Genomic DNA, 23,272 nt, shown 5'->3' with positions numbered 1-23,272 from the left:
CCCGGTCAGCGGCGACCGGCCGCGGCGATCAGCCCTTGTTGTAGGCCTTGATCGACTTGTTGATCTCGGCCTTGGCCTTCTCGGCGCCTTCCCAGCCGGAGATCTTGGACCATTTGCCGTCCTCGTGGTCCTTGTAGTGCTCGAAGAAGTGGGCGATCTTGTTGCGCAGACGCTCGTCGACGTCGTCCAGATCGCGCATCGCCTTGTAGTAGTCGGTGCTGATCTTGTCGGTCGGCACGCACAGGATCTTGGCGTCCAGGCCGGATTCGTCCTCGGTGCCGAGCACGGCGACCGGGCGGCACTTGATCACCGCACCCGGCACGATCGGCTCGGGGGTGAGCACCAGCACGTCGACCGGATCGCCGTCGTCGTACAGCGTCTTCGGCACGAAGCCGTAGTTGGCCGGATAGTGCATCGCCACGTTCATGAAGCGGTCGACCATCAGGCAGTCGGTGTCCTTGTCGACTTCGTACTTGACCGAGCTCGAGCCTTCGACGATCTCGATGATGACGTTGATTTCCTCGGGCGGATTCTTGCCCGGCGTGAGTGCTTCGTAACCCATCGGTGACCCCTTGACGAATGAATGGAGCGAAAACCGGGCGTCAGTGTAACCGATGCGTCCGGCGCCCGGCAGCGGGCGCCGGTGCGCGCCCTGCTAGATCTGGAAATCGCGTCCCGTCTTCCGGGCGACCCCCTGATTCTTCAGGCGGGCGTACTGGGGCAGGCCGTCGGCGTAGGGCGGATAGGCCTCGCCGGCAATCAGCGGCTTGAGGTAGCGCCGCGCCGCGTCGGTGATGTGGAAACCGTCCTCGGAGATGAACTCGCGCGGCATCATCTTCTCGACGTTGGCGACCTGGTCGAGCGGCGCCTCGCCGATCGACCATTTGTAGGGCGAGTCGGACTCGCGCACGATCGAGACCATGATCCCGGACTTGCCGGCGACCGCGTATTCCACCGCCGCGCGGCCGACCGCATAGGCCTGCTCGACGTCGGTGGCCGAGGCGATGTGGCGGGCGGCGCGCATGAGATAGTCGGCGATGGCGTAGTGATACTTGTAGCTGAGCCTGCTCTGGATGAGCCCGGCCAGCGTCGGCGCGACGCCGCCCAGCTGCTTGTGGCCGAAGGCGTCGGTGGTGCCGGCGTCGGCCATGAACTCGCCGTCGGCATTGCGTACGCCCTCCGAGGCGACGATGGTGCAGTAGCCGTGGCGCTTGACGGTGTCGTCGACCTTGGCCAGAAACTTCTCCTCGTCGAAGGCGATCTCGGGAAACAGCAGCACGTGCGGATCCTGGCCTTCGGCCTCGCTGGCCAGGCCGCCGGCGGCCGCGGTCCAGCCGGCGTGCCGTCCCATCACTTCCAGAATGAAGATCTTGGTGGAGGTCTTGCACATGCTGGCCAGATCGAAGCCGGCCTCGCGGATCGATACTGCGGTGTACTTGGCCACGCTGCCGAAGCCGGGGGAGCAGTCGGTGTGGGGCAGGTCGTTGTCCATCGTCTTGGGCACGTGGATCGCCTGGATCGGGTAGCCCATCTTCTCGGACAGCTGGCTGACCTTGAGACAGGTGTCGGCCGAATCGCCGCCGCCGTTGTAGAAGAAGTAGCCGATGTTGTGCGCCTTGAACACCTCGATCAGGCGTTCGTACTGCTCACGGTTGTCCTCGAGCCCCTTGAGCTTGTAGCGGGCGCTGCCGAAGGCGCCGGCCGGCGTGTGCTTGAGGGCGGCGATCGCACCCGGGCTTTCCGCGCTGGTGTCGATCAGATCCTCGGTCAGGGCGCCGACGATGCCGTCGCGACCGGCGTAGACCGTGCCGATGGTGTCGGTGTGCTCGCGCGCGGCTTCGATGACGCCGGCGGCGGAGGCATTGATGACGGCGGTCACGCCTCCGCTCTGGGCATAAAATGCATTCTTCGGGCTCATGAATCCATCCTGGCTGATCGGGCGATGCCAAAGCATACGTGACTGGCCGGGGGCGATAAAATTGACTTGCCTTATGGCAACCATTAACGTCGAGCGTCCGCTCACGCTCGGCTGGTGCAACCGAGTGTCCGTTCTGCCGTCCTGTTCAGGATGCCTTTCGCGAGGAAGAAATGCTTAAGATCGTGCTGTTGGGCCCGCCCGGGTCGGGCAAGGGAACACAAAGTGAAAAACTGGTGGCCGAATACGGCGTGCCGCAGATCTCGACCGGCGATCTGCTTCGCAACGCGGTGGCCAACGGCACGGAACTGGGTAACAAGGCCAAGGCCGCGATGGATGCGGGTGAACTGGTGTCCGACGACATCGTCGTCGGCATGATCCGCGAGCGTCTGGAAGAGCCCGACACCGAGAACGGCTTCATCCTCGACGGTTTCCCGCGCAGCCTGTCCCAAGCCGAGGCGCTGGACGAGCTACTCGAGCGTCTCGGGCGGCCGCTGCAGGCGGTCGTCCACGTCAAGGTGGATCAGGAAGAGATCGTGGCGCGTCTGCTCGAGCGCGGCCGTGCTGACGACAACGAGGACACGATCCGCAACCGGTTGAAGGTATTCGAGGACTCGACTGCACCGCTGGTCGCCTACTACGAGGAGCGCGGCCTGCTGTCCGCGGTTTCAGGCATGGGCGAAGTCGACGAGATCTACGCCCGCATCAAGAACGCGCTGCCGGCCGACGCGAGAGGCTGAGGCCTTCGCCTTACGTCGGGGCATCGAGGTCGGCGGCCGCTGCCTCGATCGCCTCGACCACCGCATCGCCGGCGACCGCCGCCCGCCAGCCGGTAAGCAGCGGGGTGTCACGCTCGCCGTCGACCAGCCGTGCCACTTCGCGTCGGCTGGCGAGGCGAGCGCTGGCGATGCCGGCGCTCTCGGCACGCGCCTCGAGCCGCTCCATGCCCGCGCGGATCAGGGCTTTCTCCCGCGGTGACGGCGGGCCAGAGCTGTCGTCGAGCGGCTCCGCCGGCCGCGCGGCGGCGCGGGCGACGCAGTCGACCAGCGCGTCGCCGTGGCGGCTCGCCGTCTTGGCCGGCAGGGCCCGGATCGCGTTTAGCTTTTCGGCGTCCGCCGGCTGACGCCGGGCGATCTCCATGAGGGCGTCGTCGCCCAGAATCCATTTCCGGGGCCGATCCGTGGCCACTGCCTCGCGCTCGCGCCAGGCCGCGATCTCCGCCAGCACCTGCTGCTGACCGCCCGCCAGCCTGTGGCGGTTCTTCAGCCGCTTCCACGCCGTATCCGGCGCCGGTTCGAAGCGGGCCGGGTCCTGCAGGCGCGCGCAGTCCTCGGCCAGCCACGCCGATCGGCCCGCGGCGGCAAGGCGATCCACGAGCACGGCGTAGGCGACCGCGAGATAGCGCACGTCGTCGGCCGCGTAGCCGAGCGCGCCCTCGGCCAGCGGCCGTTTGCTCCAGTCGGTGCGCGTGTGGGCCTTGGGCAGATCGATGTCGAGCAGGGCCGCGATCAGGCGGGCATAGCCCATCTGATCGTCGAAGCCCACCAGAGCCGCGGCGATCTGGGTGTCGAACACGGGCGCGGGCAGGGCGCCGAAGCGCTGATAGAGCACTTCCAGATCCTGTTCGGCGGCATGGAAGACCTTGAGCACGTCCGGGTCTAGGAGTAGCTCGGCCAGCGGCGCGAGATTGTCGATCGCGAGCACGTCGACCAGCACGATGTGTTCGGCATCCGCGAGCTGGACCAGGCAGAGTCTGGGATAGTAGGTGCGTTCGCGCAGGAATTCGGTATCGACGGCGACCCAGTCGCATGCGCGCAGCCGCTCGATCGATTCGGCCAGCGCCGCGGTGTCGGTGATCGTGACCACGCGTTCGGGCGGCTTCGGTATCATGCCGGGTTCCTTGTTCAGGATCGCTTTCATGGGGATGGGTCGTTGATGGTCTTTGCGCGCCGGGTGATCGAATTGATGCTCCTGCGACGTGGCCCCCAGGACATGCCCGGGGATCAGACGTCGCTCGCGGCCAGCGCCGCGGTCTATTGTATCCTGCTGGTCCTGCAGGTCGGGCTGATCACCCCGCCGGGATATGCCGTGTTCCAGGCCGTGGTCGCCACCGCCCTGATCGCGATCTATGTCCGCACCGTGCTGCGCATGCGCGGGCTGGGCAACCGCTTCGCCCAGACCGCGACGTCGCTGTACGCCGCAGGGGCCACACTGACGTTGATCATGCTGGCGCCGACGCATGCGATGACGCCGTATCTCGAGGCGATCGCCCAGGCCAGCGATCCCCAGCAGGTGCCGATGCCGCCAGGCTATGTCGTGCTCGCCTATGTCGCCATGGGCGTCTGGGGGCTGGCGATCTACAGCCACATCTATCGGCATGCGCTGGACAGTTCGATCTGGCTCGGCGTCGGCGCCGCGCTGGCCTTCGAGGTACTGCTGCTCGTCGTCTTCTCCGTGCTGGGCTGAGCCGCATGCACGTTCATATCCTCGGTATCGGCGGCACCTTCATGGCCGGCGTGGCGCTGCTGGCGCGCGCGGCCGGGCATCGCGTGACCGGCTCCGACGCCGGCCTGTATCCGCCCATGAGCACCCAGCTGGCCGACGCCGGCATCGAGGTCATGGACGGCTATGCCGCGGCCCATCTCGACCCTGCGCCCGACCAGGTCGTGATCGGCAATGCCATGACGCGCGGCAATCCGGCGGTCGAACACACCCTCGACGCCGGCCTGGCGTACACCTCGGGCCCGCAGTGGCTGGCCGAGAACGTCCTTCGCGGGCGCTGGGTGCTGGCCGTCGCCGGCACCCATGGCAAGACCACGACCGCGAGCATGCTCGCCCACATTCTGCAGCACGCGGGGCTGGCGCCCGGTTTCCTCATCGGCGGCATCGCCCCGGACCTGGGCCGCTCGGCGGCCATGGGGTCGAGCGATTTCTTCGTGGTCGAGGCGGACGAGTACGACACCGCTTTCTTCGACAAGCGGGCCAAGTTCGTCCATTACCGCCCGCGGACCCTGGTTCTGAACAATTTGGAATTCGACCACGCCGACATCTTCGACGATCTCGAGGCCATCAAGCGGCAGTTCCATCACCTGGTCCGCACCGTGCCCGCGGGCGGCCAGATCGTGCACAACGCCGCCGAGCCCGCGCTCGACGACGTGCTCGCCCGCGGCTGCTGGACACCGACCGTCGCCTTCAATGGGGACGCCGGCTGGCAGGCCGAGGCGATGACCGCGGCCGGCGACCGGCTCCGGATCCGTCTCGACGGGGCCGACGTCGGCGAGCTGGCCTGGTCGCTCGGCGGGGCCCACAACCGCGATAACGCGCTCGCGGCGCTCGCGGCGGCGCGCCATGTGGGCGTCGCCCCCGAGGTCGGCATCGAGGCGCTGTCGGCTTTCGGTGGCGTGCGGCGTCGGCTCGAGCTTCGGGGCACGCCCGGCGGCATCGCCGTCTACGACGATTTCGCGCATCACCCGACCGCCATTCGCACGACGCTGGACGGCCTGCGCGCCGGTGCGCGGGACGGCCGCATTCTCGTGGTCTTCGAACCGCGATCGAACACCATGCGCCGCGGCGTCCACGCCGACACGCTCGCCGCGAGCTTCGAGCGTGCGGACGCCGTCTACGTCTATGCCGCGGATATCGACTGGGATGCCGATGCCGTGTTCGCCGGCCTCGGGGACCGGGTGACGCTGGCCGACGACATCGACCATCTGGTCGCTGCGGTCGTCGCCGCCGCGGCCCCGGGCGATACTGTCGTCGTGATGAGCAACGGGGGCTTCGGCGGCATTCACGAGCGTCTTCTCGACGCGCTCTGAGCGGTCCGCCCGGACGTCGCAAAAACGGCGCCCAAAAAAAAGACCGCCGAAGCGGTCTTTTGAATTTCGCCCGGCCGGACCGGACCACGCCGAGGCACGAGGGGGGACCGGGAGACGCCGGCCCGACCGGGCGAAAACGATGGCAGCCGGGCTGCCGTTTTGAATTTCGCTTTGACCGGGCCGGCCCACGCCGAGGCACGAGGGGGGACCGGGGAGATGCCGGCCCGGCAAAGCGAAAACCGATGGCCTCGTGTCCACCGCCTTTGAATTCGCTGCGACCGGGCCGGCCCACGCCGAGGCACGAGGGGGGGGACCGGGGAGACGCCGGCCCGGCCGAGCGAAAAAGGCTGGCAGCCACGCTGCCGAACTCCTACATACTGTTGTCCTGCTCGTTGTCCTGCTGCTTTTGCATCGACGCCATGTACTGCTTGAACTCTTCGCGCGTCACCTTGCCGTCGTCGTTCGCATCCATGTCGTCGAACTTGGCCTCCCAGGGCGTGCTCGCGACTTCCTCCGGCGACAACGCGCCATCGGCGTCAGCATCCATGGTCGCCCAGGAGGCCGAAGCGTCGGTGCCGGTGCCGCTGGCTACGAGAGAGGTCGTTGCCAGCGGGATCGCGACGGCGATCCCGGCGATTACGGCGTAGCGTTTCTTCATGATCCGACTGTGTTTCCGATCACGTGTTAATGCTGATGGAGCAACCCCCGTGCCAATCCGAATAATGTTTTTAAAAACAAAATCCTGTGACTTTTCTCTAGAGCAGGAAGGCGCCAGCACGTGCCGTAGCCTCCCGCAGCGGCACAAACCTGTTGCCGTATGGCGACAGTCAATCGCGTCGTCGCCTAAGAGATTGAAATAAAAGAAAAGACCATGTCGCCGTATGGCGACGGCTGGGGCGGGATGCCGATTCCCGCGTGTCGTCGCAGGGCAACAGGCCGCGGTCAGCGCTTGTACTCGGCGGGGTCGATGTCGTGCCGGTTGAGCAGCTTGTAGAACTCGGTCCGGTTGCGACGGGCGATGCGGGCGCTGCGCGAGACATTGCCCTCCGAGATGCGAAGCAGCTGGATCAGGTAGTCGCGCACGAAGGCGTCGCGGGCCTCGGCCAGGGGCTGGAGGGTCGCCGCCCGATCGCGGCCGCCGGACTGAGCGGCCAGTGCCTTGTCCACCGCCTGCCGTGAGACCACGTGTCCCCGGGTCAGCGCGACGTTCTGCTCGACCACGTTCGACAGCTGGCGAATGTTGCCGGGCCAGTCATGGCCGCAGAGGGTTTCCAGTGCCTCCGGTGCATAGACCTTGGCGCGGCGTTCGCTGCGCTGGGCGATGGCGTCCAGGAAATGGCGCGCCAGCGGTGCGATGTCCTCGGGGCGCTCGCGCAGGGCGGGCAGGGTGAGCGTCACGACGGCGAGGCGGTAATACAGATCCTCGCGGAAATGACCGGACGTGATCGACTCGGAGAGGTTGCGATGGGTCGCCGAAATGATCCGTACATCGACGGGCAGCGCGCGCTGGGCCCCGACCGGGCGCACTTCGCGCTCCTGGAGCACGCGCAGCAGCTTGACCTGCAGGGCGAACGGCATGTCGCCGATCTCGTCGAGGAAGACGGTACCGCCTTCGGCACTGCGGAGCAGCCCCTGCTGAGCCTGTTTGGCGTCGGTGAACGCGCCCTTCTCGTGCCCGAAGAGTTCCGACTCCAGCAGCTGTTCCGGCATGGCGCCGCAGTTGATCGCCACGAACGGGGCCCGGCCGCGCAGGCTGGCTTCGTGCAGCGTGCGTGCGAGCACTTCCTTACCGGTGCCGGACTCGCCGGTGATCAGCACGCTGGTCTCGCTGTCGGCGACCAGTCGGGCCTCGTCGAGCAGGCGGTGCATCGCCGGCGAGCGCGTCACGATGCGCGACTGCCAGAGACTCTGCCAGCGGTCGCCGGCCATGCCGGCCTGGGCCAGTGCCTGGTCGACCCGCGACAGCAGCGTGTCCTTGTCGATGGGCTTGGACAGGAAGTCCAGCGCGCCGCGCTGAGTCGCGGTCACGGCTTCGGGGATCGTGCCGTGGGCGGTGAGCAGGATCACCGGGACGGTTGGATGCGCCTGATGCAGGCGATCGAGCAGGTCGATGCCGTCCATGCCCTCCATGCGCAGATCGGTGATCACGCAGTCGGCGGCGAAGCGGTCGAGCACATTCAGGGCGGCCCTCGCGCTTTCCGCGGTCTCCACGGTATGGCCTGCGCCCTCCAGCCGAAGCGCCAGCAGGCGACGCAGGCTGGGATCGTCATCGACCAGCAGGATGTTGCCCGTGCGCGCCATCAGGGCGGACTGGAGCCCAGCCGTTCCTCGATGGTCGCCATCTCGCGCAGCTTGCGATGGGCCTCGTCGAGCTGGGCCTCGAGTTCGGCGATGCGCGCCCGGGCGTCCTCGCTGTCGTCGTCGCTCGGACTCTGCTCGGTGAGCCGGGTGTAGAAGCGTCGGTAATCCCGAAGGTACTGTCGTGCCGCAGCGTTCCAGCGCGCATCGTCGGCCTCCAGCGCGCGGCCGGCGTAGCGTGCGGCCAGATCCGGCGTGTAGCGCGTCTGTTTCGGCGCGCCGTAGGCCAGAGCCAGCCGGGCGAGGTTCCGGGCGTCGGGTGCGTCGTCGACCGCGGACCGGGCCTGCTCGACCGCCTTGGCGCGCGCTTCGGGGCTGCCCGACTGCAGCTCGTGCGCGTACAGCAGCAGGTCGATCGCGGGATCCGCGGCCTGCTCGGTCTCGTGCGCGACGTCCTCGGTCTCTGCGGCCGGTCGGTGCGCGCAGCCGGCGACCAGCAGCGCGCCGAGCATCGCCGCCACGCAGAGCGTGTGCGTCCGACGTTCAGAGTGCATGACGATCGGGGATGTGCAGGCAGAACATGGCGCCCCCCTCGCGAGCGTCTTCGACATGGATTTCGCCGCCGTGGGCCTGAACGCATTCGCGCACGACCGACAGGCCGATGCCGGTGCCGCGTACGCCGCTGTCGGCGTCGGCGCCGCGCGCGCCCTGAAAGAAGGCGTCGAAGATGGCGTCGCGTTCGTTCGCCGGCACGCCCGGCCCGGCGTCGCTCACGCAGATGCGGGTGCCGGCGTCGAGCCGCTCTACGTGAACGCCGATGGTGCCGCCCGCGGGCGAGAACTTCACCGCGTTGGCGATCAGGTTGTCCATGATCAGGTGCATACGGTCCCGGTCCGCCGTGATCTCGGTGACCTGTGCCGAGATCGCGACATCGAGCTGTTTCCCCTCGATCGTGAGCCGCTGACGGGCCACGATCGCCTCGGTGAGCGCGCGCAGATCGAAGCGCTCGTACTCCAGTTTAGCGTGTTGTTGCTGCCAGGCGGCGAAGTCGAGCAGGTTCTCGATCAGGCTGGCCAGTTCGAGACTGTTGCGCTGCAGGATGTCGGCGACCTCCGCCTGCGGCGTGCTCAATGGGCCGACCGTGCCGTCGCGCAACAGTTCCGCGCCCTCGCGAATACTGGCCAGCGGCGTCTTGAGTTCGTGCGACATGTGCCGGATGAACTGCTGTTTCTCGTTTTCGAGGGTGGCCAGGCGTCGCCGCATCCAGTCCAGCCGGGCGCCGAGGGTGTCCAGTTCGGCGGCCGGGGCGACCACCCGGATGCGCTCGGAGAAATCGCCGTCGCCGAGCCGGGAGACGCCGGCGGCGATCTGCTGCAGCGGCCGGGCGATCACGATCACGAAGAAGCCGGTGAGCAGCAGCGCCCCGGGGATCAGTGCGAAGACGCAGAGCAGCAGGAACAGCCGGGCATCGGCGGCGGTCGCCTGGAGGCGCGACAGCTCGCGGTCGACGAACAGATTGCCCTGCTCGGCGATCAGATCGATTTCGCGCTGCATGGCGGCGAGGCGCTCCGCGATGCCGCGCGACTGTTCCGGGTGCTCGGCGAGCTCGCGCGAGAGCATGCGCGACTCGCGCCGCAGCGCATCGAGATTCCAGTCCGGCAGCGTGTCGAGCTCGAGCGCGGCCAGCGAATCCAGTATTCGGTCGAACTCGTCCGACTGACGCGAGAAGCGGCCGACCAGATCGGGGCTTTCGAGCACGCTGAACTGGCGCGCACTGCGCTCCATGGCGGTCAGCAGCGTGCTCAGGCGCTGGCTGTAGCGGGTCATCTCCACGCCCTGCAGGACCAGCCGTTCGCTCTGGTTGTTCAGGCGGTCGACGTAGACCACGCTGAAGACGATGGCGACGATCAGCGGCAGCGCGACCAGTCCGAAACTGGTCAGCAGCAGCCCGGTGATCGAGCGCGGGCGAAAGAACAGACGGCGGCGCCGCGTCGTGTCCGGGGGCTGGGGGTCGGCGGCATCGGAGCGGGACATCGCGCCCAGCATACCGTGGCTGCATTGCGCGGCCATGCGCTGCGGGGCTAGGGTTCGCGCCATGCCACATCGATCGAGCGCGTGGGCGCGACCATGACCGACAACCGTGATCCGGATACACCGGCCGAAAGCCGCCCCCTGCCAACGGGACAGGCGCTGTGCGCCCAGCTCGAATCCCTGCTCGGACAGGCGCGCCGGCGCGGCGCCGATACCGCCGAGGCCGCGATCTCGGCCTCCCGCGCGCTGTCCGTCACCGCGCGCGACCGCGACCGCGAGTCGGTGGAATACGAGGGCGATCGCAGCGCCGAGATCACCGTCTATCGCGGCCAGCGCAGCGGCCGTGCCTCCACCACCGACCTCAGCGCCGAGGGCCTGGACGCCGCGCTCGAGCAGGCGCTCACGATCGCGCGCTTCACCGAAGCCGACGACTACGCCGGGCTCGCCGATGCCGCCGAGATGGCGCGGGACTGGCCGGAACTGTCGCTGTACCATCCCTGGGCGCTGACGCCGGCCGACGCGCTCGAGCGGGCATTGACCCTGGAGACGGCCGCGCTCGATCACGATGCGCGCATCCACCAGACCGAGGGCGCGACGGTGGCCACGCAGGACGCGGTCAGCGCCTACGGCAACACGCACGGCTTCGTGGCCGCCGAACAGGCCAGCCGGCACGCGCTGTCCTGTACCGCGATAGCCCGCGAGAGCGGTGGCATGCAGCGCGAGATCGCCTTCTCGCAGGCCCGCCACGCCGACGATCTCGACGATGTCGGTGACACCGGCCGGCTGGCCGCCGAACGGGCGCTGGCGCGGCTGGGCGCGCGCACGCCGCCGACCACGCAGGCGCCCGTGCTGTTCACGCCCCGGGTGGCGCGCAGCCTGTGGGGGCATCTCGTCAGCGCGATCAGCGGCGGCGCGCTGTATCGCAACGCGAGTTTCCTCAAGGACTGCATCGATCAGCCGATCGCGGCCGCTTCGGTGTCGCTGTCCCAGCATCCGCATCGACCGCGCGGGCTGGGCAGCGCCGGCTTCGACGGCGACGGGGTCGCCACCCGCGAGCGCGCCCTGGTCGCCGCGGGCGTGCTGCGAAGCTATGTACTGTCGGCCTATACCGCGCGGCGACTCGGGTTGGCCAACACCGGCAACGCCGGGGGCGTGTTCAATCTCGACGTCGCCCCGGGCGACGAGAGTTTCGAGGCGCTGGTTGCCGGCATGGGCCGCGGACTGGTCGTCACCGAACTCATGGGCCAGGGCGTGAATCTCGTCAACGGCGATTATTCACGCGGGGCCGCCGGCTTCTGGGTCGAGAACGGCGAACGCGCCTACCCGGTGGAGAATGCCACCATCGCGGGCAACCTCGCCGACATGCTTCGCGCCGTGGAGGCGGTCGGCAACGACGTCGAGCACGCCGCCATGCTGCGTACGCCGTCGGTGCTCATCGGCGGGATGACGATCGCCGGTCGGTAGCGTGTTCGAGCGGCTCGCGCATCGGCGCGAAACCCGGGCCGGCTTGCAGCTTCAGACACGCCGACGCGCCGAACGATCTTGCATGCCGGCTCCGGCCGAGTTGTGTACATGATCAAGTGAAGCGTTGACAGGTCCTAATCGAGCAGGAACAGCGTGCCCAGGCCGAGGAAGGCGGAGAAGCCGATGACATCGGTGATGGTGGTCAGGACCACGGAGCCGGCGAGCGCCGGGTCGATGTTCATCTTCTTCATCGCGAGCGGGATGCCGACCCCGGCCACGGCCGCGCCGATCTGATTGATGACCAGCGCGACGGCGATGATCAGGCCGAGCACGGCGTTGCCGAACCAGACTTCGGCGATCACGCCCACCACCGCGCCCCAGAGCAGGCCGTTGATCACGGCCACGGCCAGTTCCTTGACGAGCAGGGTGCGGGCGTTGGAAAAACCGATCTGGCCCAGCGACAGGCCGCGGATCATCAGGGTCAGCGTCTGCGAGCCGCCGATACCGCCCATGCTGGCCACGATCGGCATCAGCACGGCGAGCGCGACCACCTGGGAGAGCGTGGCCTCGAACAGGCCGACCACCTGGGCGGCCAGAAATGCCGTGAACAGGTTGGCGCCGAGCCAGACCGCGCGCCGGCGGGCGCTGCGTGCGATCGGCGCGAACACGTCCTCCTCCTCGTCGAGACCGGCCATGGTCATGATGCTGTGTTCGGCCTCATCGCGGATGACGTCGACCACGTCGTCGATGGTGATGCGCCCGACCAGACGGCCGTCGGGATCGACCACTGGCGCCGAGATCAGGTCGAGGTCCTGAAAGCGCTTGGCGACCTGGGCGGCGGGCATGTCCACGGTCAGGGCCTCGAGGTCGGTGTCCATGACCTCCGAGACGTCGCGTTCCGGGTCGAGCGTGACCAGCTTGGCCAGCGTCAGCATGCCCAGATAGCGCCCGTAGCGGGAGACGACGAACAGCGTGTTGGTGTCCTCGGGCAGCGTGCCGCGCTGGCGCAGATAGCGGCCGACCACATCGAGCGTCACGTCCGGACGCACGGTGATGGTGTCGTTGTTCATTAGACCGCCGGCGGAATCCGACGGGTAGGACATGACCGCTTCCAGGCGCTCGCGGTTCTGGACGTCCATCGAGCGCAGGACTTCCCGGGTGACCTGATCCGGCAGGTCCTCGATGAAGTCCGCCAGATCGTCGATCGGCATGCCTTCGGTGGCCGCGAGCAGGACGCTGTGGTCCATGGCCTCGATCAGCTCCGAGCGCACCTCGTCGTTGACGTGCAGCAGCGTCTCGCCGTGATCCTCCTCGGGGACGAGGCTCCAGACGACTTCGCGCTTGGCGCGCGGCACCGATTCCAGCAGCAGCGCGATCTCGGCCGGATGCAGCGCGTGCAGCATGGGCTTGAGGCGGCGCATGCGGCCGGATTCGAGCGCTTCGTCGAGATAGGCCAGCCGGGCCTCCATCTCGTTCTCTTCGGATGTGGCGGGCTCGCTCATCGCGCGCTCCGGAAGACGGGCGGATGTCTAGAAAATAGCAGAAAAATCCGGATTTTCCCGGAGTTCGAGGGTCGCCGAGGCCCGCCCGCCGGATACGTCGCCGCTATCGGGTCAGCCGACGAGGCGGTGGCTCAAGGCATCGAGGCCGTCGCGGTAGCTCTGGGCGTCGGTCAGCGCGAGGATCTCGCGCGTGGCGCGCTTCAGGTCGGCGACATCCGCGCCCATGATCGCGCGCTTGACCTCGAGGACGCTGGCCGGATGCATCGAGAATTCGGTCAGGCCGAGGCCGAGCAGCAGGGCGGTGTAGCGCTTGTCGGAGGCCATCTCGCCGCACATGGACACGCCGATGCCGGCGGCATGCCCGGCCTCGATGGTCATTCGGATGAGCTGCAGCACGGCGGGGTGCAGCGGGTCGTAGAGATAATTGATCTCGTCGTCCACGCGGTCCATGGCCAGCGTGTACTGGATCAGATCGTTGGTGCCCAGCGAGAAGAAATCGCAGTAGCGTGCGAGCTGGGGGGCCGCCAGGGCCGCGGCCGGCACCTCGATCATGGCGCCGACCGGCAGTTTCGGGTCGTACTCCAGACCGTCGCGGCGCAGTTCGGCCATGACCTCGTCGATGAGGTGGCGCGTCTGACGCAGCTCCTGGATGTTGGAGATCATCGGCAGCATGATCCGCAGATCGCCCTCCGCCGAGGCCCGCAGCAGAGCCCGCAGCTGCGTGCGGAACAGATCGGTCTCCTTCAGGCACAGGCGGATCGCGCGCAGCCCGAGCGCGGGGTTGGACGAGGTCTTGGCCTCGCGGCCGATCGTCTTGTCGGCGCCGAGATCGAGCGTGCGGATCGTGACCGGCCCGTCCACCGAGCGCAGCACCCGGCGATAGGCGGCCAGCTGCTCCTCCTCGCCAGGCGTCTCGTCGCGGTTCATGTACAGGAATTCGGTGCGGTAGAGGCCGATGCCCTCGGCGCCGACCTCGGCCGCATCCGCGCTGTCGTCGGGCAGCTCCACATTGGCCATCATGTGCACGCGCACGCCGTCGGTGGAGACCGCGGTCTCGTCCTTGAGCATGCCCAGCATGCGCCGATAGCGCTCGTCGCGCTTCTGGCGGTGCCGATAGAACTCGAGCGCGCCCGCATCCGGCGCGGCGAGCACGTGGCCGGCCTCGCCGTCGACCACGACGGTCTCGTCGTCCATGAGCATGCGCCGCGCGGCGTGCAGGCCGGCCACGGCCGGAATGCGGAGGCTGCGGGCGAGAATCGCGGAATGCGACAGCGGGCCGCCGCGTTCGGTCACGAAGGCGGCCACGCCCTGCTGGTGCAGCAGGATGATGTCCGCGGGCGTGAGGTCGTCGGCGACGATCACCGGGGGCGGGGTGTCGTCGTCGGGACGGCCCGGCTCGATGCGGCGTTCCTGCTTGAGCAGGATGCGCTGGATCCGTGCGGCCACGTGCACGACGTCGTCGCGCCGGGCCCGCAGGTAACTGTCGTCCATCTCGTCGAACACCGCGGTCAGGTGTTCGGCCTGCATCTTCATCGCCCATTCCGCGTTGCAGCGGTGGTCGCGGATGAGCGTGCTCACGGTGTCGGTGAGCGCGCTGTCCTGCATCATCAGCAGGTGGGTCTCGATGAAGGCGCCGATCTCGGACGGTGCGTTCGCGGGGATCTGTTCGCGGATATGGGCCAGCTGCGCCCGGGCATCGTCGAGCGCGGTCTCGAAGCGCTCGACCTCGGCGTCGAGCGATTCGGGATCGACGTGATACTCCGGGATGTCGAGGTCGGTGCCGTGCACGCGGTGCACCGCGCCGATCGCGACCCCGCGCGAGACGCCGACGCCGGCGAGCCAGAGACTCATAGCCGGTCCGGGCGGCTGCGAGCCTGTCCGGGGCGGCGCATGCTCACTGCCCCTCGCCGAAACGGTCGCGCACGAGTTCCTCGAGCGCGTCGAGCGCGGCCTCGGCGTCCTCGCCCTCGGCGCTCACCTCGATCCGCGAGCCGCGGGCGGCGGCCAGCATCATCACGCCCATGATCGACTTGCCCGAGACCTCGCGGCCGTCCTTGGAGACCTTGATGTCGGCCTCGTACTGCGAGGCGACGGTCACGAACTTGCTGGCGGCGCGGGCGTGCAGGCCGAGCTTGTTGACGATGGCGAATTCGCGCGTGGGCATAAGCGGTTGGGTCGGTTCGTTGTTGTCGGTCGATTACGGGCTGGGATCGGGCTGGGGACAGGGCATGACGCCGGCGCGGCCGGCCTCGATGGCCGATGCCGCGAGATCGTCCAGCGCCAGCTGCGGGTAATTGTAGACCCGCACGAGCATGGACAGATTGATGCCGGCGACGACCCGGGTGCGGTCCGGGGCGGCGGCGCGGGTGGCGATGTTGCTCGGCGTCGACCCGAAGGCGTCGGTGATGATGAGCACGCCGTCGCCGTCGTCCAGCCGGGCGAGCGCGTCCGCGGCGGCCTGGCTGCGCTCGTCCGGATCGTCGTGGCGGTGCACTTCCAGCACCTCCGTCGGCCGCGACAGGTCGCCGATCATGCCGGTCACCGTCTCCACGAAATGGGCCCCCAGGCGGCCGTGGGTGATCAGCAGTACCCCGATCATGCGATGGCCCGGCCGGCCCCGATCATGCGCGCGCTCGCGCGCCGGTCAATGCAGTTCATTGTGTCGCACCAGCGTCTGGGCATAGGTCTGTCGCAGGCGCCGGGCCAGCTGCTCGATCAGATAGACCGAACGATGCTTGCCACCCGTGCAGCCCACGGCAATCGTGACATAAGCGCGATTCTCGCGCGCGAATTCCGGCAGCCAGCGCACCAGAAAACCGTGGATGTCGTCGAGCATGTCGTGGGTCGCCGGCTCGGCCGCCAGATGCTCGGCCACGGCCGCGTCCAGCCCGGTGAGCTCGCGCAGTTCCGGCACCCAGTGCGGATTGGGCAGGCAGCGCGAGTCGAACACGAAGTCCACCGCCTGGGGCAGGCCGTACTTGAAGCCGAAGGACTGGAGCAGGATCGACAGCTCGCCGGTCCGGGTGGCGTCCACTCGATTGCGGACGATATCTCGCAGCTGATGGATGTTCGTGTTGCTGGTGTCGATGGCGACATCGGCCTTGGTGGCGATGGGCTCCATCAGGCGCCGGTCCGCGGTGACCGCGTCGATCAGCGAGGTGTCGGCGTCGGTCAGCGGGTGCTTGCGCCGGGTTTCGGAAAACCGCCGCAGGATGGTCTCGTTGTCGGCGTGGAGATAGATCACCTCGACGTCGATGCCGCCCGTGCGCAGTTCCTCGATCCGCTTGGGGAAGGCCTCGATCTCGCCGCGCCGAGCCCGGGCGTCGATGCCGACGGCCAGGCGGTCGAAGTCCAGCCCCTGGCGCTGCAGGGTGGCCACCGACACCTCGCCGAGCAGGCCCAGCGGCAGGTTGTCGATGCAGTAGTAGCCCAGGTCCTCGAGCATGTGGAGCGCGACGGATTTGCCCGCGCCGGCCAGGCCGCTCACCACGATCAGACGCACGCGCGCTCTCCTCGTTCGGCTGTGATTGCGCTCATTCTAGCCCTTCGCCCGGTGGACACGCATGCGATCCGGATCCCGCCGGATCGGCGGTGTCCGGTGCCACGCTCATGGCCGCGCGCTGGCGGTCGGCGAACTGCCGGTCGCTCTGATGCCCCTGCATGCGCAGCAGGTGATCGCGACAGGCGGCTTCCACGAGCACCGATAGATTGTGGCCGACCGCCACGGGCAGCGTGATCTCGGGGATGTCGACATCGAGTATGCGCCGGGTGGCGCGGGTACCCGCCAGCCGGTCGGCGGCGGCCAGATGCGACGACTCCGGCCGCACGAGCCGGATGATGAGCCCGAGCTGCTTGCGGCGCTTGATGGCGGCCTCGCCGAACATCGCGCGGATGTTGAGCAGGCCGAGACCGCGGACTTCGAGAAAGTCCTGCAGCAGGGCGGGGCAGCCGCCGTTGAGATCGTCCGGACCCAGCAGGGCGAACTCCGGGGCGTCGTCGGCGACCAGCCGATGGCCGCGATTGACCAGTTCCAGCGCCAGCTCGCTCTTGCCCACACCGGAATCGCCGGTCAGCAGCAGGCCGATCGACAGGACCTCCAGGAACACGCCGTGCAGCGTGACCTGGCGGGCCAGCGCCTCGCCGAGGAAGTGCCGGATCCGGTAGGCCGCCTTGTGGCCGCTCTCGCGGCTCTCGAATACCGCGATCCCGGCCCCGTAGAGGGCCTCGCGCAGCGGCGCGGCCAGGGTCTGATCGTCGGCGACCACCACCAGCCGGGTCGCGCCCGTGGTCAGGCGCTCGAGCACATGGGCGTGCTGATCCGGCTCGATGGTATCGAGATAGGCGATCTCCGGCTCGCCGATGACCTGGACCTGCGGCGGATGGATGAAATTGAGATAGCCGACGATCGGTACGCGCCGGCCGTCGATGCGGGTGGCGCCCACGGTGGCGTGGCCGCCGATCGTCGGGCGGGGCCAGTGCAGACCGAGCGAGGTCCGAAGCTCGGCGAAGACGGTCTCGACCGAGACGCGACGCGTCTCGAGGGTCTGGTCGAACTCGTCCTCGCCGGTCAGCGGCACGGTGTCCGGCCGGCTACTGCGTGACCGGATCGTGGGCCAGCAGGACGCGATGCAGGGTGGCGTCGTCGCCGGCGTCGCGCAGTTCGGCCAGCGCCTGATTCTCGGAGAACATCTCCGCCAGGCGTCGGAGCATGTTGAGGTGCGCCTCGGTGGACTGCTCCGGAACCAGCAGGCCGAACACGAGATCGACCGGCTGCTCGTCGTTGGACTCGAAATCCACCGGCTGCGGCAGACGCATGAAGGCACCGACGCAGTCGTCGGTGCCTTTCATGCGGGCGTGGGGGATGGCAACGCCGTCGCCGATGCCGGTGCTGCCGAGCTTCTCGCGTGCGACCAGGCCGTTGAAGATTTCGCTGGCGGTCAGATAGGGCGTGCCCTGGGTGAGAATCTCGGCCAGTTGCTCGAGCGCGCGCTTCTTGCTCTGGACATCCTCGGCAAGACGGACCCGCTCGGGGGCAACGATATCGGCAATATTCATGACGTTCCTTTCAACGATTGCGAAAAGCGGTCAACCGGCATCCAGATTGATGTGGCGGGCCTGCCGGTTGTGATGATCCTTCGCCTTCTCCTTGTGCCGCCGCGTCTGCCGGTCGAGCTTGTCGATCATGCAGTCAATCGCGGCGTACATGTCGTCCTGCGTGGACTCGGCGTGCACCGTGGCGCCGCGCAGCTGCATGGTCGCCTCGGCCTTGTGACGTACCTTCTCGACCTCGAGCACCACCTCGGCGTCGATGACGTGGTCGAAATGACGCTCGATACGGCCCATCTTGGATGCGACATAGTCGTGCAAGGCATCGGTCATGTCGATGTGATGGCCGGAGATGTTCAGGTTCATCGCGTACTCCTTCTCTGCTTGGGAAGAGCGTTAGCTGGCCTGACGCCGCCGCTCGTGCGACGGCGGTATCGATAGCGCCTCGCGGTACTTGGCGACGGTGCGCCGCGCCACGCGAATGCCGTTGTCGAGCAGCAGCTCCGCGAGCTTGCTGTCGGACAGCGGTTTGCCATCGGGTTCGGATGCGACCATGCGCTTGATCATCGCCTGAATGGCGGTCGCCGAGGCGGAGCCGCCATCGGTGGTCGAGACATGGCTGGAAAAGAAATACTTGAGTTCGAAGATGCCGCGCGGCGTCTGCATGTACTTGTTGGCCGTCGCCCGCGATACGGTGGATTCGTGTATTTCGAGCTGTTCGGCCACGTCGCGCAACACCAGCGGTTTCATTGCCTCCTCGCCATACTCCAGAAAAGCGCGCTGGGCTTCAACAATGCATTGCGCGACCTGGAGCAGGGTGTCGTTGCGGCTCTTGAGGCTGTTGAGGAAGAAGCGGGCTTCCTGCAGGTGCGACTTGAGCGTGGTCTGGTCGGCGGATTTGTCCGCGCGCTTGATCAGGGCCAGATATTGGCTGTTGATGCGAAGCTTCGGCGCGATCTCGGCGTTGAGCGAGACCTGCCAGCGCGACGACTGGCGCGTGACGAACACCTCCGGCACCACATAGCCGGCCTCCTGATCGCCGAAAGCCTCGCCCGGGTGCGGTTGCAGCGTCTGCACCAGGGCGATGGCGCCGTCGAGCGCCTCGGGCTCGACATCCAGCCGCTGCGCCAGGCCGGCGCGGTCGCGCGACGCCAGGCATTCCAGCGATTCGTTCTCGACGATGGCCAGCGCCAGATCGCGGTGGGCGGTGTCCGCCGGCAGCTGGCGCAGCTGGATGGCCAGACACTCGCCGAGGCTGCGCGCGGCCACGCCCGGTGGGTCGAAGGCCTGCACCACCGCCAGCACCGATTCGATGCGGGCGGCGTCGGTCTCGTACTCGTCGGTCAGGCGTTCGAGCAGCTCCGGCCAGTCCTCGAGCAGGCCGTTGTGGTTCACCGCGTCGATCAGCTGTGCGGCGATCGAGCGCTCGCCGGCGCTGAACGAGTGCATGTCCGCCTGCCAGGTCAGATGGGTGTGCAGGTCGGGGGTGCTGGTCAGATTGGCCTGGCGGTAGTCCCAGTAGTCGTCGTCCTCGCTGCTCGGCGCGGCCGGCGCCGGGCTGCTGCTGCCGGCGTAGATGTCGTTCCAGTCGGCATCGACCGGCAGATTCTCGGGGATCTCGGCGTCGCTCCCGGCGCTGTCCTTGGTCTGGCGTTCGCCGGCGCTGTCATCCGTCGTCTGGCCGGCGTCGACCTCGCCGTGGCCGTCGTCGGCCTCGAGCATGACGTTGGTCTCGAGCGCCTCCTGGATCTCGGTCTTCAGATCCAGCGTGGACAGCTGCAGCATGCGGATGGCCTGCTGCAGCGCAGGCGTCATCGTCAGGCTTTGCGATAGGTTGAGGTTCAGCGACTGCTTCATAGTCGGAAATCCTCGCCGAGGTAGACCTCCCGTACCTTGCGATCGGCCAGTACCGCCTCGCCGGTGCCTTCGGCGATGACGGCGCCGTCGCTGAGAATGTAGGCGCGTTCGCAGATGCCCAGCGTCTCGCGCACGTTGTGATCGGTGATGAGCACGCCGATGCCGCGGTTCTTCAGATGCGTGATGATGCCGCGGATGTCGCCGATCGAGATCGGATCGATGCCGGCGAAGGGCTCGTCCAGCAGCATGAAGCGCGGTTCCGCGGCCAGCGCGCGGGCGATCTCGACCCGCCGGCGCTCGCCGCCGGACAGGTTGAGCCCCGTGGAGTCAGCGATGTGCGTGATTGACAGCTCGTCGAGCAGCGCGGCCAGTTCGCGTTCGATGCCCGCGCGATCGAGATCGGAACGCACCTGCAGGATCGCGCGGATGTTGTCGGCCACGCTGAGCTTGCGGAACACCGAGGCTTCCTGCGGCAGATAGCCGATGCCGCGCTTGGCGCGCTTGTGCATGGGCATGCCCACCAGGCTCTGTTCGCCGAGGCTGATGCGGCCGGCGTCCGGCGAGACCAGGCCGACGATCATGTAGAAGGCGGTGGTTTTGCCGGCGCCGTTGGGCCCGAGCAGGCCGACGACCTCGCCCTGGCCGAGATCGAGACTGACGTCGCGCACCACCTCGCGGCCGCGATAGCGCTTGCTCAGGTGCGTGGCCACCAGGCGGTCGGCGGCCGCCGCGTGGCCGATGTCCATCGCCGCGCTGCTCATGAGCCGTCGCCGTCGTTCTGCGGCGTGATCGTGATCTGCACCCGCTCGCCGTCGTTCTCGCCGCGCGCGGCCTGGGTGCGCTGGGTGTCGAGGTTGTGGCGGATGACCTGGCTGGCGATGCGATCGCCGCCGCGGTTGACCACGGCGTTGCCGCGCATGACCACGGTCGAGTCGGCGTTGGTGTACTCGATACGGCTGGAATGGCCGGTGACGACGTCGTCGCCGGTGCGATCGGGCTGCTTGTCCAGTCGCGCGGGGGCGCCGTTGAGCACCGCTTTGACGTTGCCGCGATCGTTGAGCCGCGTGACGACCAGCTTGTCGCCGGTCAGCGTCAGGCCGCCGCGGGTGAGCACGACGCTGCCGGTGTAGGTGCTCGTGCCCTCCTGCTGGGACAGCTCTGCGCTGTCGGATTCGATCCGGATCGGCAACGGCTCCTGCTGCGCCCAGGCCGCACCGCCCGCCACCACGAGCGCCGCCGCCAGCCAGAGGCGGGCCCGGTCAATCCGGCGTGTAGGTGACTTGTACATTGCTCAACAGTCTCAGCTTGTCCGTATCCAGATCGACCTCCATGCCGTCGCCCTCCACCCGCTGCCCGGGCTGGGTCGCGGTCACGTGGGCCCGGGTGTCGATGCGATCGGCGTCGGGTCGGACCCAGGCGTTGTCGGTCTCGATGCGCACCACCGGCCCGTTCGGCCGAGGATGCACGGCCTCGACGCCGTCATAGAGGTAGATGTCGCGCTCACCGGCCGGTATCCGGCCGCGTGCCGCGGTGACGTCCCAGTAGGTTTTCGTGCCTGCGAGATAGTGTACGTCAATATCCCGAAGCCGCGCCGAGTCGTCCGGGAAGTGCAACGTCTGGCCCAGCCGCATGCGATAGGCCAGATCGCCCTGGGGATCCATCTGGTGCACGACCGCGTCGGTCATGTAGTAGTCGCTGTTCTCGGGCGTGCTCAGGCGCGGCGCGGTCGGTGTGCCGGGATCGGGCGAATCGGCCCACCGCAGGGCGATCACGCCGGCGGCGATCACGAGCAGAACGGCGATGACGCGCAGCATGACCGGGCCCGGCTAGTGCGCGTTGCGGGCGGCGATGATGAGTTCGCAGGCTTCACGCACCGCCCCTTCGCCGCCCTTGCAGTCGCTGATCCAGTGCGCGGCCTCGCGCACGTCGGGCACGGCGTCGGCGACGGCCATCGCCAGCCCGGCCCGGCGCATCAGACCCAGGTCCGGCAGGTCGTCGCCCATGACCGCGGCGCGTTCGGGCGTCAGCTCGAGTTCGGCGAGCAGCGCCTCGAAGTCCATCTGCTTGTCGTGGCTGTCGAGATAGATGTAGTCGACGCCGAGCGCATGCAGACGCGCCGCGACGGCCGGCGACGGCCGGCCGCTGATCGCGGCCACGGCCACGCCGGCGGCCTGCAGCCGCTGGATGCCCAGGCCGTCGTGCACGTGCATGGTCTTGCTCTCCTCGCCGTGGCCGTGGAGATAGAGCTTGCCGTCGGTCATCACGCCGTCGACGTCGAAGACCGCCACCTCGATGGCCGCCGCGCGCCGCCGGACGTCGTCTGTCGTGTCTTTCATATGACACCTGCCCTGAGCAGATCCTGCATGTTGAGGGCGCCGATCGGGCGCTCGTCGTCGTCGACCACCATCAGCGCGCCGCCGCCGATGCGGTGAGTCTGCAGCAGCCGTACCGCCTCGGCCGCGAGCGTATCCGCGGTGACCGTCTTGGGATCGCGCGTCATGCAGTCGGCGATCGGCGCGCGTTTGATGTCGATGTCGCGATCCAGTGTGCGGCGCAGGTCGCCGTCGGTAAACAGACCGGTCAGACGCCCCGCGGCGTCCGTCACCCCGGTCATGCCCAGGCCCTTGGCGGTCATCTCGAGCAGCGCCTCGCCGACCAGGGCGTCGTCGTCGACCAGCGGCAGGGCGTCGCCGGTGTGCATGAGATCGGCCACCGTCAACAGCAGCCGCCGGCCCAGCGTGCCGCCGGGATGCGAGCGGGCGAAGTCCTCGGCGGTGAAGTGGCGCGCCTCGAGCAGGGCGATCGCCAGCGCGTCGCCCATGGCCAGCGCCGCGGTGGTGGAGGCGGTGGGCGCGAGCTCCAGCGGGCAGGCCTCGATCGCCACCGAGACGTCCAGATGCACGTCCGAGCGCCGGCCGAGCGTCGAGCGCGCATTGCCGGTCATCGCGATCAGCGGTACGGCCAGGCGCTTGAGCAGCGGCAGGATCGTGAGGATCTCGGCGGTCTCGCCCGAATAGGACAGGGCGAGCACCGTGTCCTGGGCGGTGATCATGCCCAGATCGCCGTGGCTGGCCTCGCCGGGGTGGACGAAGAACGCCGGCGTGCCGGTGGAGGCCAGCGTGGCCGCGATCTTGCCCGCGATGTGGCCGGACTTGCCCATGCCGGTGACCACCACGCGACCGCGGCATTCGAGCATGTGCTGCGCGGCGGCGGCGAAGGCCGTGTCGATGCGCGACTCGAGGGCCGCGACCGCCGTCGCCTCGATGTCGATCACACGCCGCGCGGCGCCGATGAGTTCTCGTCGATCCATCCCCGTATTCTAGCGCAGGGCGGATCAAACGCGG

25 protein-coding genes are annotated in these 23,272 nt (G+C 68.2%); 4 read left to right on the top strand and 21 right to left on the bottom strand.

Annotated features, from left to right (window positions below; translation table 11 throughout):
* Nucleotides 1–28: 28 nt before the first annotated feature.
* Complete coding sequence (ppa, locus tag SAHL_RS00685; protein WP_123589481.1) at nucleotides 29–562, bottom strand: inorganic diphosphatase; 534 nt, start codon at nucleotides 560–562, stop codon at nucleotides 29–31.
* Between the two features lie 93 nt (nucleotides 563–655).
* The gene (locus SAHL_RS00680) at nucleotides 656–1,918 is read right to left on the bottom strand and encodes a 6-phosphofructokinase (RefSeq protein ID WP_123589590.1); all 1,263 of its coding nucleotides are present in this window, start codon (nucleotides 1,916–1,918) and stop codon (nucleotides 656–658) included.
* Nucleotides 1,919–2,088: 170 nt separating this feature from the next.
* Here SAHL_RS00680 and SAHL_RS00675 point away from each other — a divergent pair, with 170 nt between their 5' ends.
* Nucleotides 2,089–2,655, top strand: a complete 567-nt coding sequence (locus SAHL_RS00675) for an adenylate kinase (protein WP_123589480.1) — start codon at nucleotides 2,089–2,091, stop codon at nucleotides 2,653–2,655.
* A 10-nt stretch (nucleotides 2,656–2,665) separates the two neighbouring features.
* On the opposite strand, the gene rnd is transcribed toward SAHL_RS00675, so the two are convergent.
* The gene (rnd, locus tag SAHL_RS00670) at nucleotides 2,666–3,835 is read right to left on the bottom strand and encodes a ribonuclease D (RefSeq protein ID WP_184947108.1); all 1,170 of its coding nucleotides are present in this window, start codon (nucleotides 3,833–3,835) and stop codon (nucleotides 2,666–2,668) included.
* A 45-nt stretch (nucleotides 3,836–3,880) separates the two neighbouring features.
* Here rnd and SAHL_RS17670 point away from each other — a divergent pair, with 45 nt between their 5' ends.
* Nucleotides 3,881–4,381 carry a hypothetical protein gene (locus tag SAHL_RS17670; protein ID WP_184947105.1) on the top strand — a complete coding sequence of 167 codons (501 nt, stop codon included), beginning with the start codon at nucleotides 3,881–3,883 and terminating at the stop codon, nucleotides 4,379–4,381.
* Nucleotides 4,382–4,386: 5 nt separating this feature from the next.
* Complete coding sequence (mpl, locus tag SAHL_RS00665) at nucleotides 4,387–5,730, top strand: UDP-N-acetylmuramate:L-alanyl-gamma-D-glutamyl-meso-diaminopimelate ligase (RefSeq protein WP_123589478.1); 1,344 nt, start codon at nucleotides 4,387–4,389, stop codon at nucleotides 5,728–5,730.
* Between the two features lie 370 nt (nucleotides 5,731–6,100).
* Here mpl and SAHL_RS00660 read toward each other — a convergent pair whose 3' ends face one another.
* The 4 genes from SAHL_RS00660 to SAHL_RS00645 all read right to left on the bottom strand — a co-directional run bounded on the left by SAHL_RS00660 (nucleotide 6,101) and on the right by SAHL_RS00645 (nucleotide 10,125).
* Nucleotides 6,101–6,388 (bottom strand): EF-hand domain-containing protein, encoded by a 288-nt coding sequence (locus SAHL_RS00660; RefSeq protein ID WP_123589477.1) that lies wholly within the window; start codon nucleotides 6,386–6,388, stop codon nucleotides 6,101–6,103.
* Nucleotides 6,389–6,672: 284 nt separating this feature from the next.
* Nucleotides 6,673–8,031, bottom strand: a complete 1,359-nt coding sequence (locus SAHL_RS00655) for a sigma 54-interacting transcriptional regulator (protein WP_123589476.1) — start codon at nucleotides 8,029–8,031, stop codon at nucleotides 6,673–6,675.
* Nucleotides 8,031–8,582, bottom strand: a complete 552-nt coding sequence (locus SAHL_RS00650) for a hypothetical protein (RefSeq protein ID WP_148045434.1) — start codon at nucleotides 8,580–8,582, stop codon at nucleotides 8,031–8,033. Before SAHL_RS00650 ends, SAHL_RS00655 begins: the two co-directional genes overlap by 1 nt.
* Complete coding sequence (locus SAHL_RS00645) at nucleotides 8,572–10,125, bottom strand: HAMP domain-containing sensor histidine kinase (protein WP_184947102.1); 1,554 nt, start codon at nucleotides 10,123–10,125, stop codon at nucleotides 8,572–8,574. Before SAHL_RS00645 ends, SAHL_RS00650 begins: the two co-directional genes overlap by 11 nt.
* Nucleotides 10,126–10,155: 30 nt before the next feature.
* Here SAHL_RS00645 and pmbA point away from each other — a divergent pair, with 30 nt between their 5' ends.
* Nucleotides 10,156–11,523 carry a metalloprotease PmbA gene (gene pmbA / locus SAHL_RS00640; RefSeq protein ID WP_123589473.1) on the top strand — a complete coding sequence of 456 codons (1,368 nt, stop codon included), beginning with the start codon at nucleotides 10,156–10,158 and terminating at the stop codon, nucleotides 11,521–11,523.
* Between the two features lie 134 nt (nucleotides 11,524–11,657).
* Here pmbA and mgtE read toward each other — a convergent pair whose 3' ends face one another.
* From mgtE to SAHL_RS00570, 14 genes are all read right to left on the bottom strand, one after another.
* Nucleotides 11,658–13,025 (bottom strand): magnesium transporter, encoded by a 1,368-nt coding sequence (mgtE, locus tag SAHL_RS00635; protein WP_123589472.1) that lies wholly within the window; start codon nucleotides 13,023–13,025, stop codon nucleotides 11,658–11,660.
* Nucleotides 13,026–13,136: 111 nt separating this feature from the next.
* Nucleotides 13,137–14,876, bottom strand: a complete 1,740-nt coding sequence (gene ptsP, locus SAHL_RS00630; protein WP_123589471.1) for a phosphoenolpyruvate--protein phosphotransferase — start codon at nucleotides 14,874–14,876, stop codon at nucleotides 13,137–13,139.
* 43 nt (nucleotides 14,877–14,919) lie between these two features.
* A complete protein-coding gene (locus SAHL_RS00625; RefSeq protein ID WP_123589470.1) occupies nucleotides 14,920–15,189 on the bottom strand; it encodes an HPr family phosphocarrier protein in 270 nt (89 codons plus the stop codon).
* 33 nt (nucleotides 15,190–15,222) lie between these two features.
* Complete coding sequence (locus tag SAHL_RS00620) at nucleotides 15,223–15,624, bottom strand: PTS sugar transporter subunit IIA (protein ID WP_123589469.1); 402 nt, start codon at nucleotides 15,622–15,624, stop codon at nucleotides 15,223–15,225.
* A gap of 45 nt (nucleotides 15,625–15,669) precedes the next feature.
* A complete protein-coding gene (gene rapZ / locus SAHL_RS00615; RefSeq protein WP_123589468.1) occupies nucleotides 15,670–16,527 on the bottom strand; it encodes an RNase adapter RapZ in 858 nt (285 codons plus the stop codon).
* Between the two features lie 31 nt (nucleotides 16,528–16,558).
* Nucleotides 16,559–17,602 carry an HPr(Ser) kinase/phosphatase gene (gene hprK / locus SAHL_RS00610; protein WP_184947100.1) on the bottom strand — a complete coding sequence of 348 codons (1,044 nt, stop codon included), beginning with the start codon at nucleotides 17,600–17,602 and terminating at the stop codon, nucleotides 16,559–16,561.
* Between the two features lie 13 nt (nucleotides 17,603–17,615).
* The gene (locus tag SAHL_RS00605; protein ID WP_123589466.1) at nucleotides 17,616–18,080 is read right to left on the bottom strand and encodes a PTS sugar transporter subunit IIA; all 465 of its coding nucleotides are present in this window, start codon (nucleotides 18,078–18,080) and stop codon (nucleotides 17,616–17,618) included.
* A gap of 30 nt (nucleotides 18,081–18,110) precedes the next feature.
* Nucleotides 18,111–18,437 (bottom strand): ribosome hibernation-promoting factor, HPF/YfiA family, encoded by a 327-nt coding sequence (gene hpf, locus SAHL_RS00600; RefSeq protein ID WP_123589465.1) that lies wholly within the window; start codon nucleotides 18,435–18,437, stop codon nucleotides 18,111–18,113.
* Nucleotides 18,438–18,467: 30 nt separating this feature from the next.
* On the bottom strand, nucleotides 18,468–19,928 hold the full coding sequence (locus SAHL_RS00595) for an RNA polymerase factor sigma-54 (protein WP_123589464.1): 1,461 nt from the start codon (nucleotides 19,926–19,928) through the stop codon (nucleotides 18,468–18,470).
* Nucleotides 19,925–20,674, bottom strand: coding sequence for an LPS export ABC transporter ATP-binding protein (gene lptB / locus SAHL_RS00590; RefSeq protein ID WP_123589589.1), 750 nt, complete (start codon nucleotides 20,672–20,674; stop codon nucleotides 19,925–19,927). Before lptB ends, SAHL_RS00595 begins: the two co-directional genes overlap by 4 nt.
* 11 nt (nucleotides 20,675–20,685) lie before the next feature.
* Nucleotides 20,686–21,216 carry a lipopolysaccharide transport periplasmic protein LptA gene (lptA, locus tag SAHL_RS00585; RefSeq protein WP_123589463.1) on the bottom strand — a complete coding sequence of 177 codons (531 nt, stop codon included), beginning with the start codon at nucleotides 21,214–21,216 and terminating at the stop codon, nucleotides 20,686–20,688.
* Nucleotides 21,188–21,742 (bottom strand): LPS export ABC transporter periplasmic protein LptC, encoded by a 555-nt coding sequence (gene lptC / locus SAHL_RS00580; RefSeq protein ID WP_123589462.1) that lies wholly within the window; start codon nucleotides 21,740–21,742, stop codon nucleotides 21,188–21,190. The genes lptA and lptC overlap by 29 nt, the downstream gene beginning before the upstream one ends.
* 12 nt (nucleotides 21,743–21,754) lie before the next feature.
* Nucleotides 21,755–22,264 (bottom strand): KdsC family phosphatase, encoded by a 510-nt coding sequence (locus tag SAHL_RS00575; protein WP_123589461.1) that lies wholly within the window; start codon nucleotides 22,262–22,264, stop codon nucleotides 21,755–21,757.
* Complete coding sequence (locus SAHL_RS00570) at nucleotides 22,261–23,238, bottom strand: KpsF/GutQ family sugar-phosphate isomerase (protein ID WP_123589460.1); 978 nt, start codon at nucleotides 23,236–23,238, stop codon at nucleotides 22,261–22,263. Before SAHL_RS00570 ends, SAHL_RS00575 begins: the two co-directional genes overlap by 4 nt.
* Nucleotides 23,239–23,272 lie beyond the last annotated feature (34 nt).

This window comes from Salinisphaera orenii subsp. halophila YIM 95161, from assembly GCF_003732545.1.
In the GTDB taxonomy this organism is placed as follows: domain Bacteria; phylum Pseudomonadota; class Gammaproteobacteria; order Nevskiales; family Salinisphaeraceae; genus Salinisphaera; species Salinisphaera orenii_A.
The sequence above is the reverse complement of the archived record's forward strand: the minus strand, read 5'-3'. Positions and strand labels throughout refer to the sequence as shown.

Excerpts from the sequence above, each read along its gene's own strand:
- ptsP (WP_123589471.1), bottom strand. The coding sequence starts at position 14,876 with ATGAGTCTCTGGCTCGCCGGCGTCGGCGTCTCGCGCGGGGTCGCGATC.
- SAHL_RS00570 (WP_123589460.1), bottom strand. The coding sequence starts at position 23,238 with ATGGATCGACGAGAACTCATCGGCGCCGCGCGGCGTGTGATCGACATC.
- lptC (WP_123589462.1), bottom strand. The coding sequence starts at position 21,742 with ATGCTGCGCGTCATCGCCGTTCTGCTCGTGATCGCCGCCGGCGTGATC.
- SAHL_RS00655 (WP_123589476.1), bottom strand. The coding sequence starts at position 8,031 with ATGGCGCGCACGGGCAACATCCTGCTGGTCGATGACGATCCCAGCCTG.
- SAHL_RS00575 (WP_123589461.1), bottom strand. The coding sequence starts at position 22,264 with ATGAAAGACACGACAGACGACGTCCGGCGGCGCGCGGCGGCCATCGAG.
- rnd (WP_184947108.1), bottom strand. The coding sequence starts at position 3,835 with ATGAAAGCGATCCTGAACAAGGAACCCGGCATGATACCGAAGCCGCCC.
- pmbA (WP_123589473.1), top strand. The coding sequence starts at position 10,156 with ATGACCGACAACCGTGATCCGGATACACCGGCCGAAAGCCGCCCCCTG.
- mgtE (WP_123589472.1), bottom strand. The coding sequence starts at position 13,025 with ATGAGCGAGCCCGCCACATCCGAAGAGAACGAGATGGAGGCCCGGCTG.
- lptB (WP_123589589.1), bottom strand. The coding sequence starts at position 20,674 with ATGGACATCGGCCACGCGGCGGCCGCCGACCGCCTGGTGGCCACGCAC.
- SAHL_RS00650 (WP_148045434.1), bottom strand. The coding sequence starts at position 8,582 with ATGCACTCTGAACGTCGGACGCACACGCTCTGCGTGGCGGCGATGCTC.
- lptA (WP_123589463.1), bottom strand. The coding sequence starts at position 21,216 with ATGTACAAGTCACCTACACGCCGGATTGACCGGGCCCGCCTCTGGCTG.
- SAHL_RS00595 (WP_123589464.1), bottom strand. The coding sequence starts at position 19,928 with ATGAAGCAGTCGCTGAACCTCAACCTATCGCAAAGCCTGACGATGACG.
- ppa (WP_123589481.1), bottom strand. The coding sequence starts at position 562 with ATGGGTTACGAAGCACTCACGCCGGGCAAGAATCCGCCCGAGGAAATC.
- hpf (WP_123589465.1), bottom strand. The coding sequence starts at position 18,437 with ATGAACCTGAACATCTCCGGCCATCACATCGACATGACCGATGCCTTG.
- SAHL_RS00625 (WP_123589470.1), bottom strand. The coding sequence starts at position 15,189 with ATGCCCACGCGCGAATTCGCCATCGTCAACAAGCTCGGCCTGCACGCC.
- mpl (WP_123589478.1), top strand. The coding sequence starts at position 4,387 with ATGCACGTTCATATCCTCGGTATCGGCGGCACCTTCATGGCCGGCGTG.
- SAHL_RS00620 (WP_123589469.1), bottom strand. The coding sequence starts at position 15,624 with ATGATCGGGGTACTGCTGATCACCCACGGCCGCCTGGGGGCCCATTTC.
- SAHL_RS00645 (WP_184947102.1), bottom strand. The coding sequence starts at position 10,125 with ATGGCGCGAACCCTAGCCCCGCAGCGCATGGCCGCGCAATGCAGCCAC.
- SAHL_RS00680 (WP_123589590.1), bottom strand. The coding sequence starts at position 1,918 with ATGAGCCCGAAGAATGCATTTTATGCCCAGAGCGGAGGCGTGACCGCC.
- SAHL_RS00675 (WP_123589480.1), top strand. The coding sequence starts at position 2,089 with ATGCTTAAGATCGTGCTGTTGGGCCCGCCCGGGTCGGGCAAGGGAACA.
- SAHL_RS17670 (WP_184947105.1), top strand. The coding sequence starts at position 3,881 with ATGCTCCTGCGACGTGGCCCCCAGGACATGCCCGGGGATCAGACGTCG.
- SAHL_RS00660 (WP_123589477.1), bottom strand. The coding sequence starts at position 6,388 with ATGAAGAAACGCTACGCCGTAATCGCCGGGATCGCCGTCGCGATCCCG.
- SAHL_RS00605 (WP_123589466.1), bottom strand. The coding sequence starts at position 18,080 with ATGAATATTGCCGATATCGTTGCCCCCGAGCGGGTCCGTCTTGCCGAG.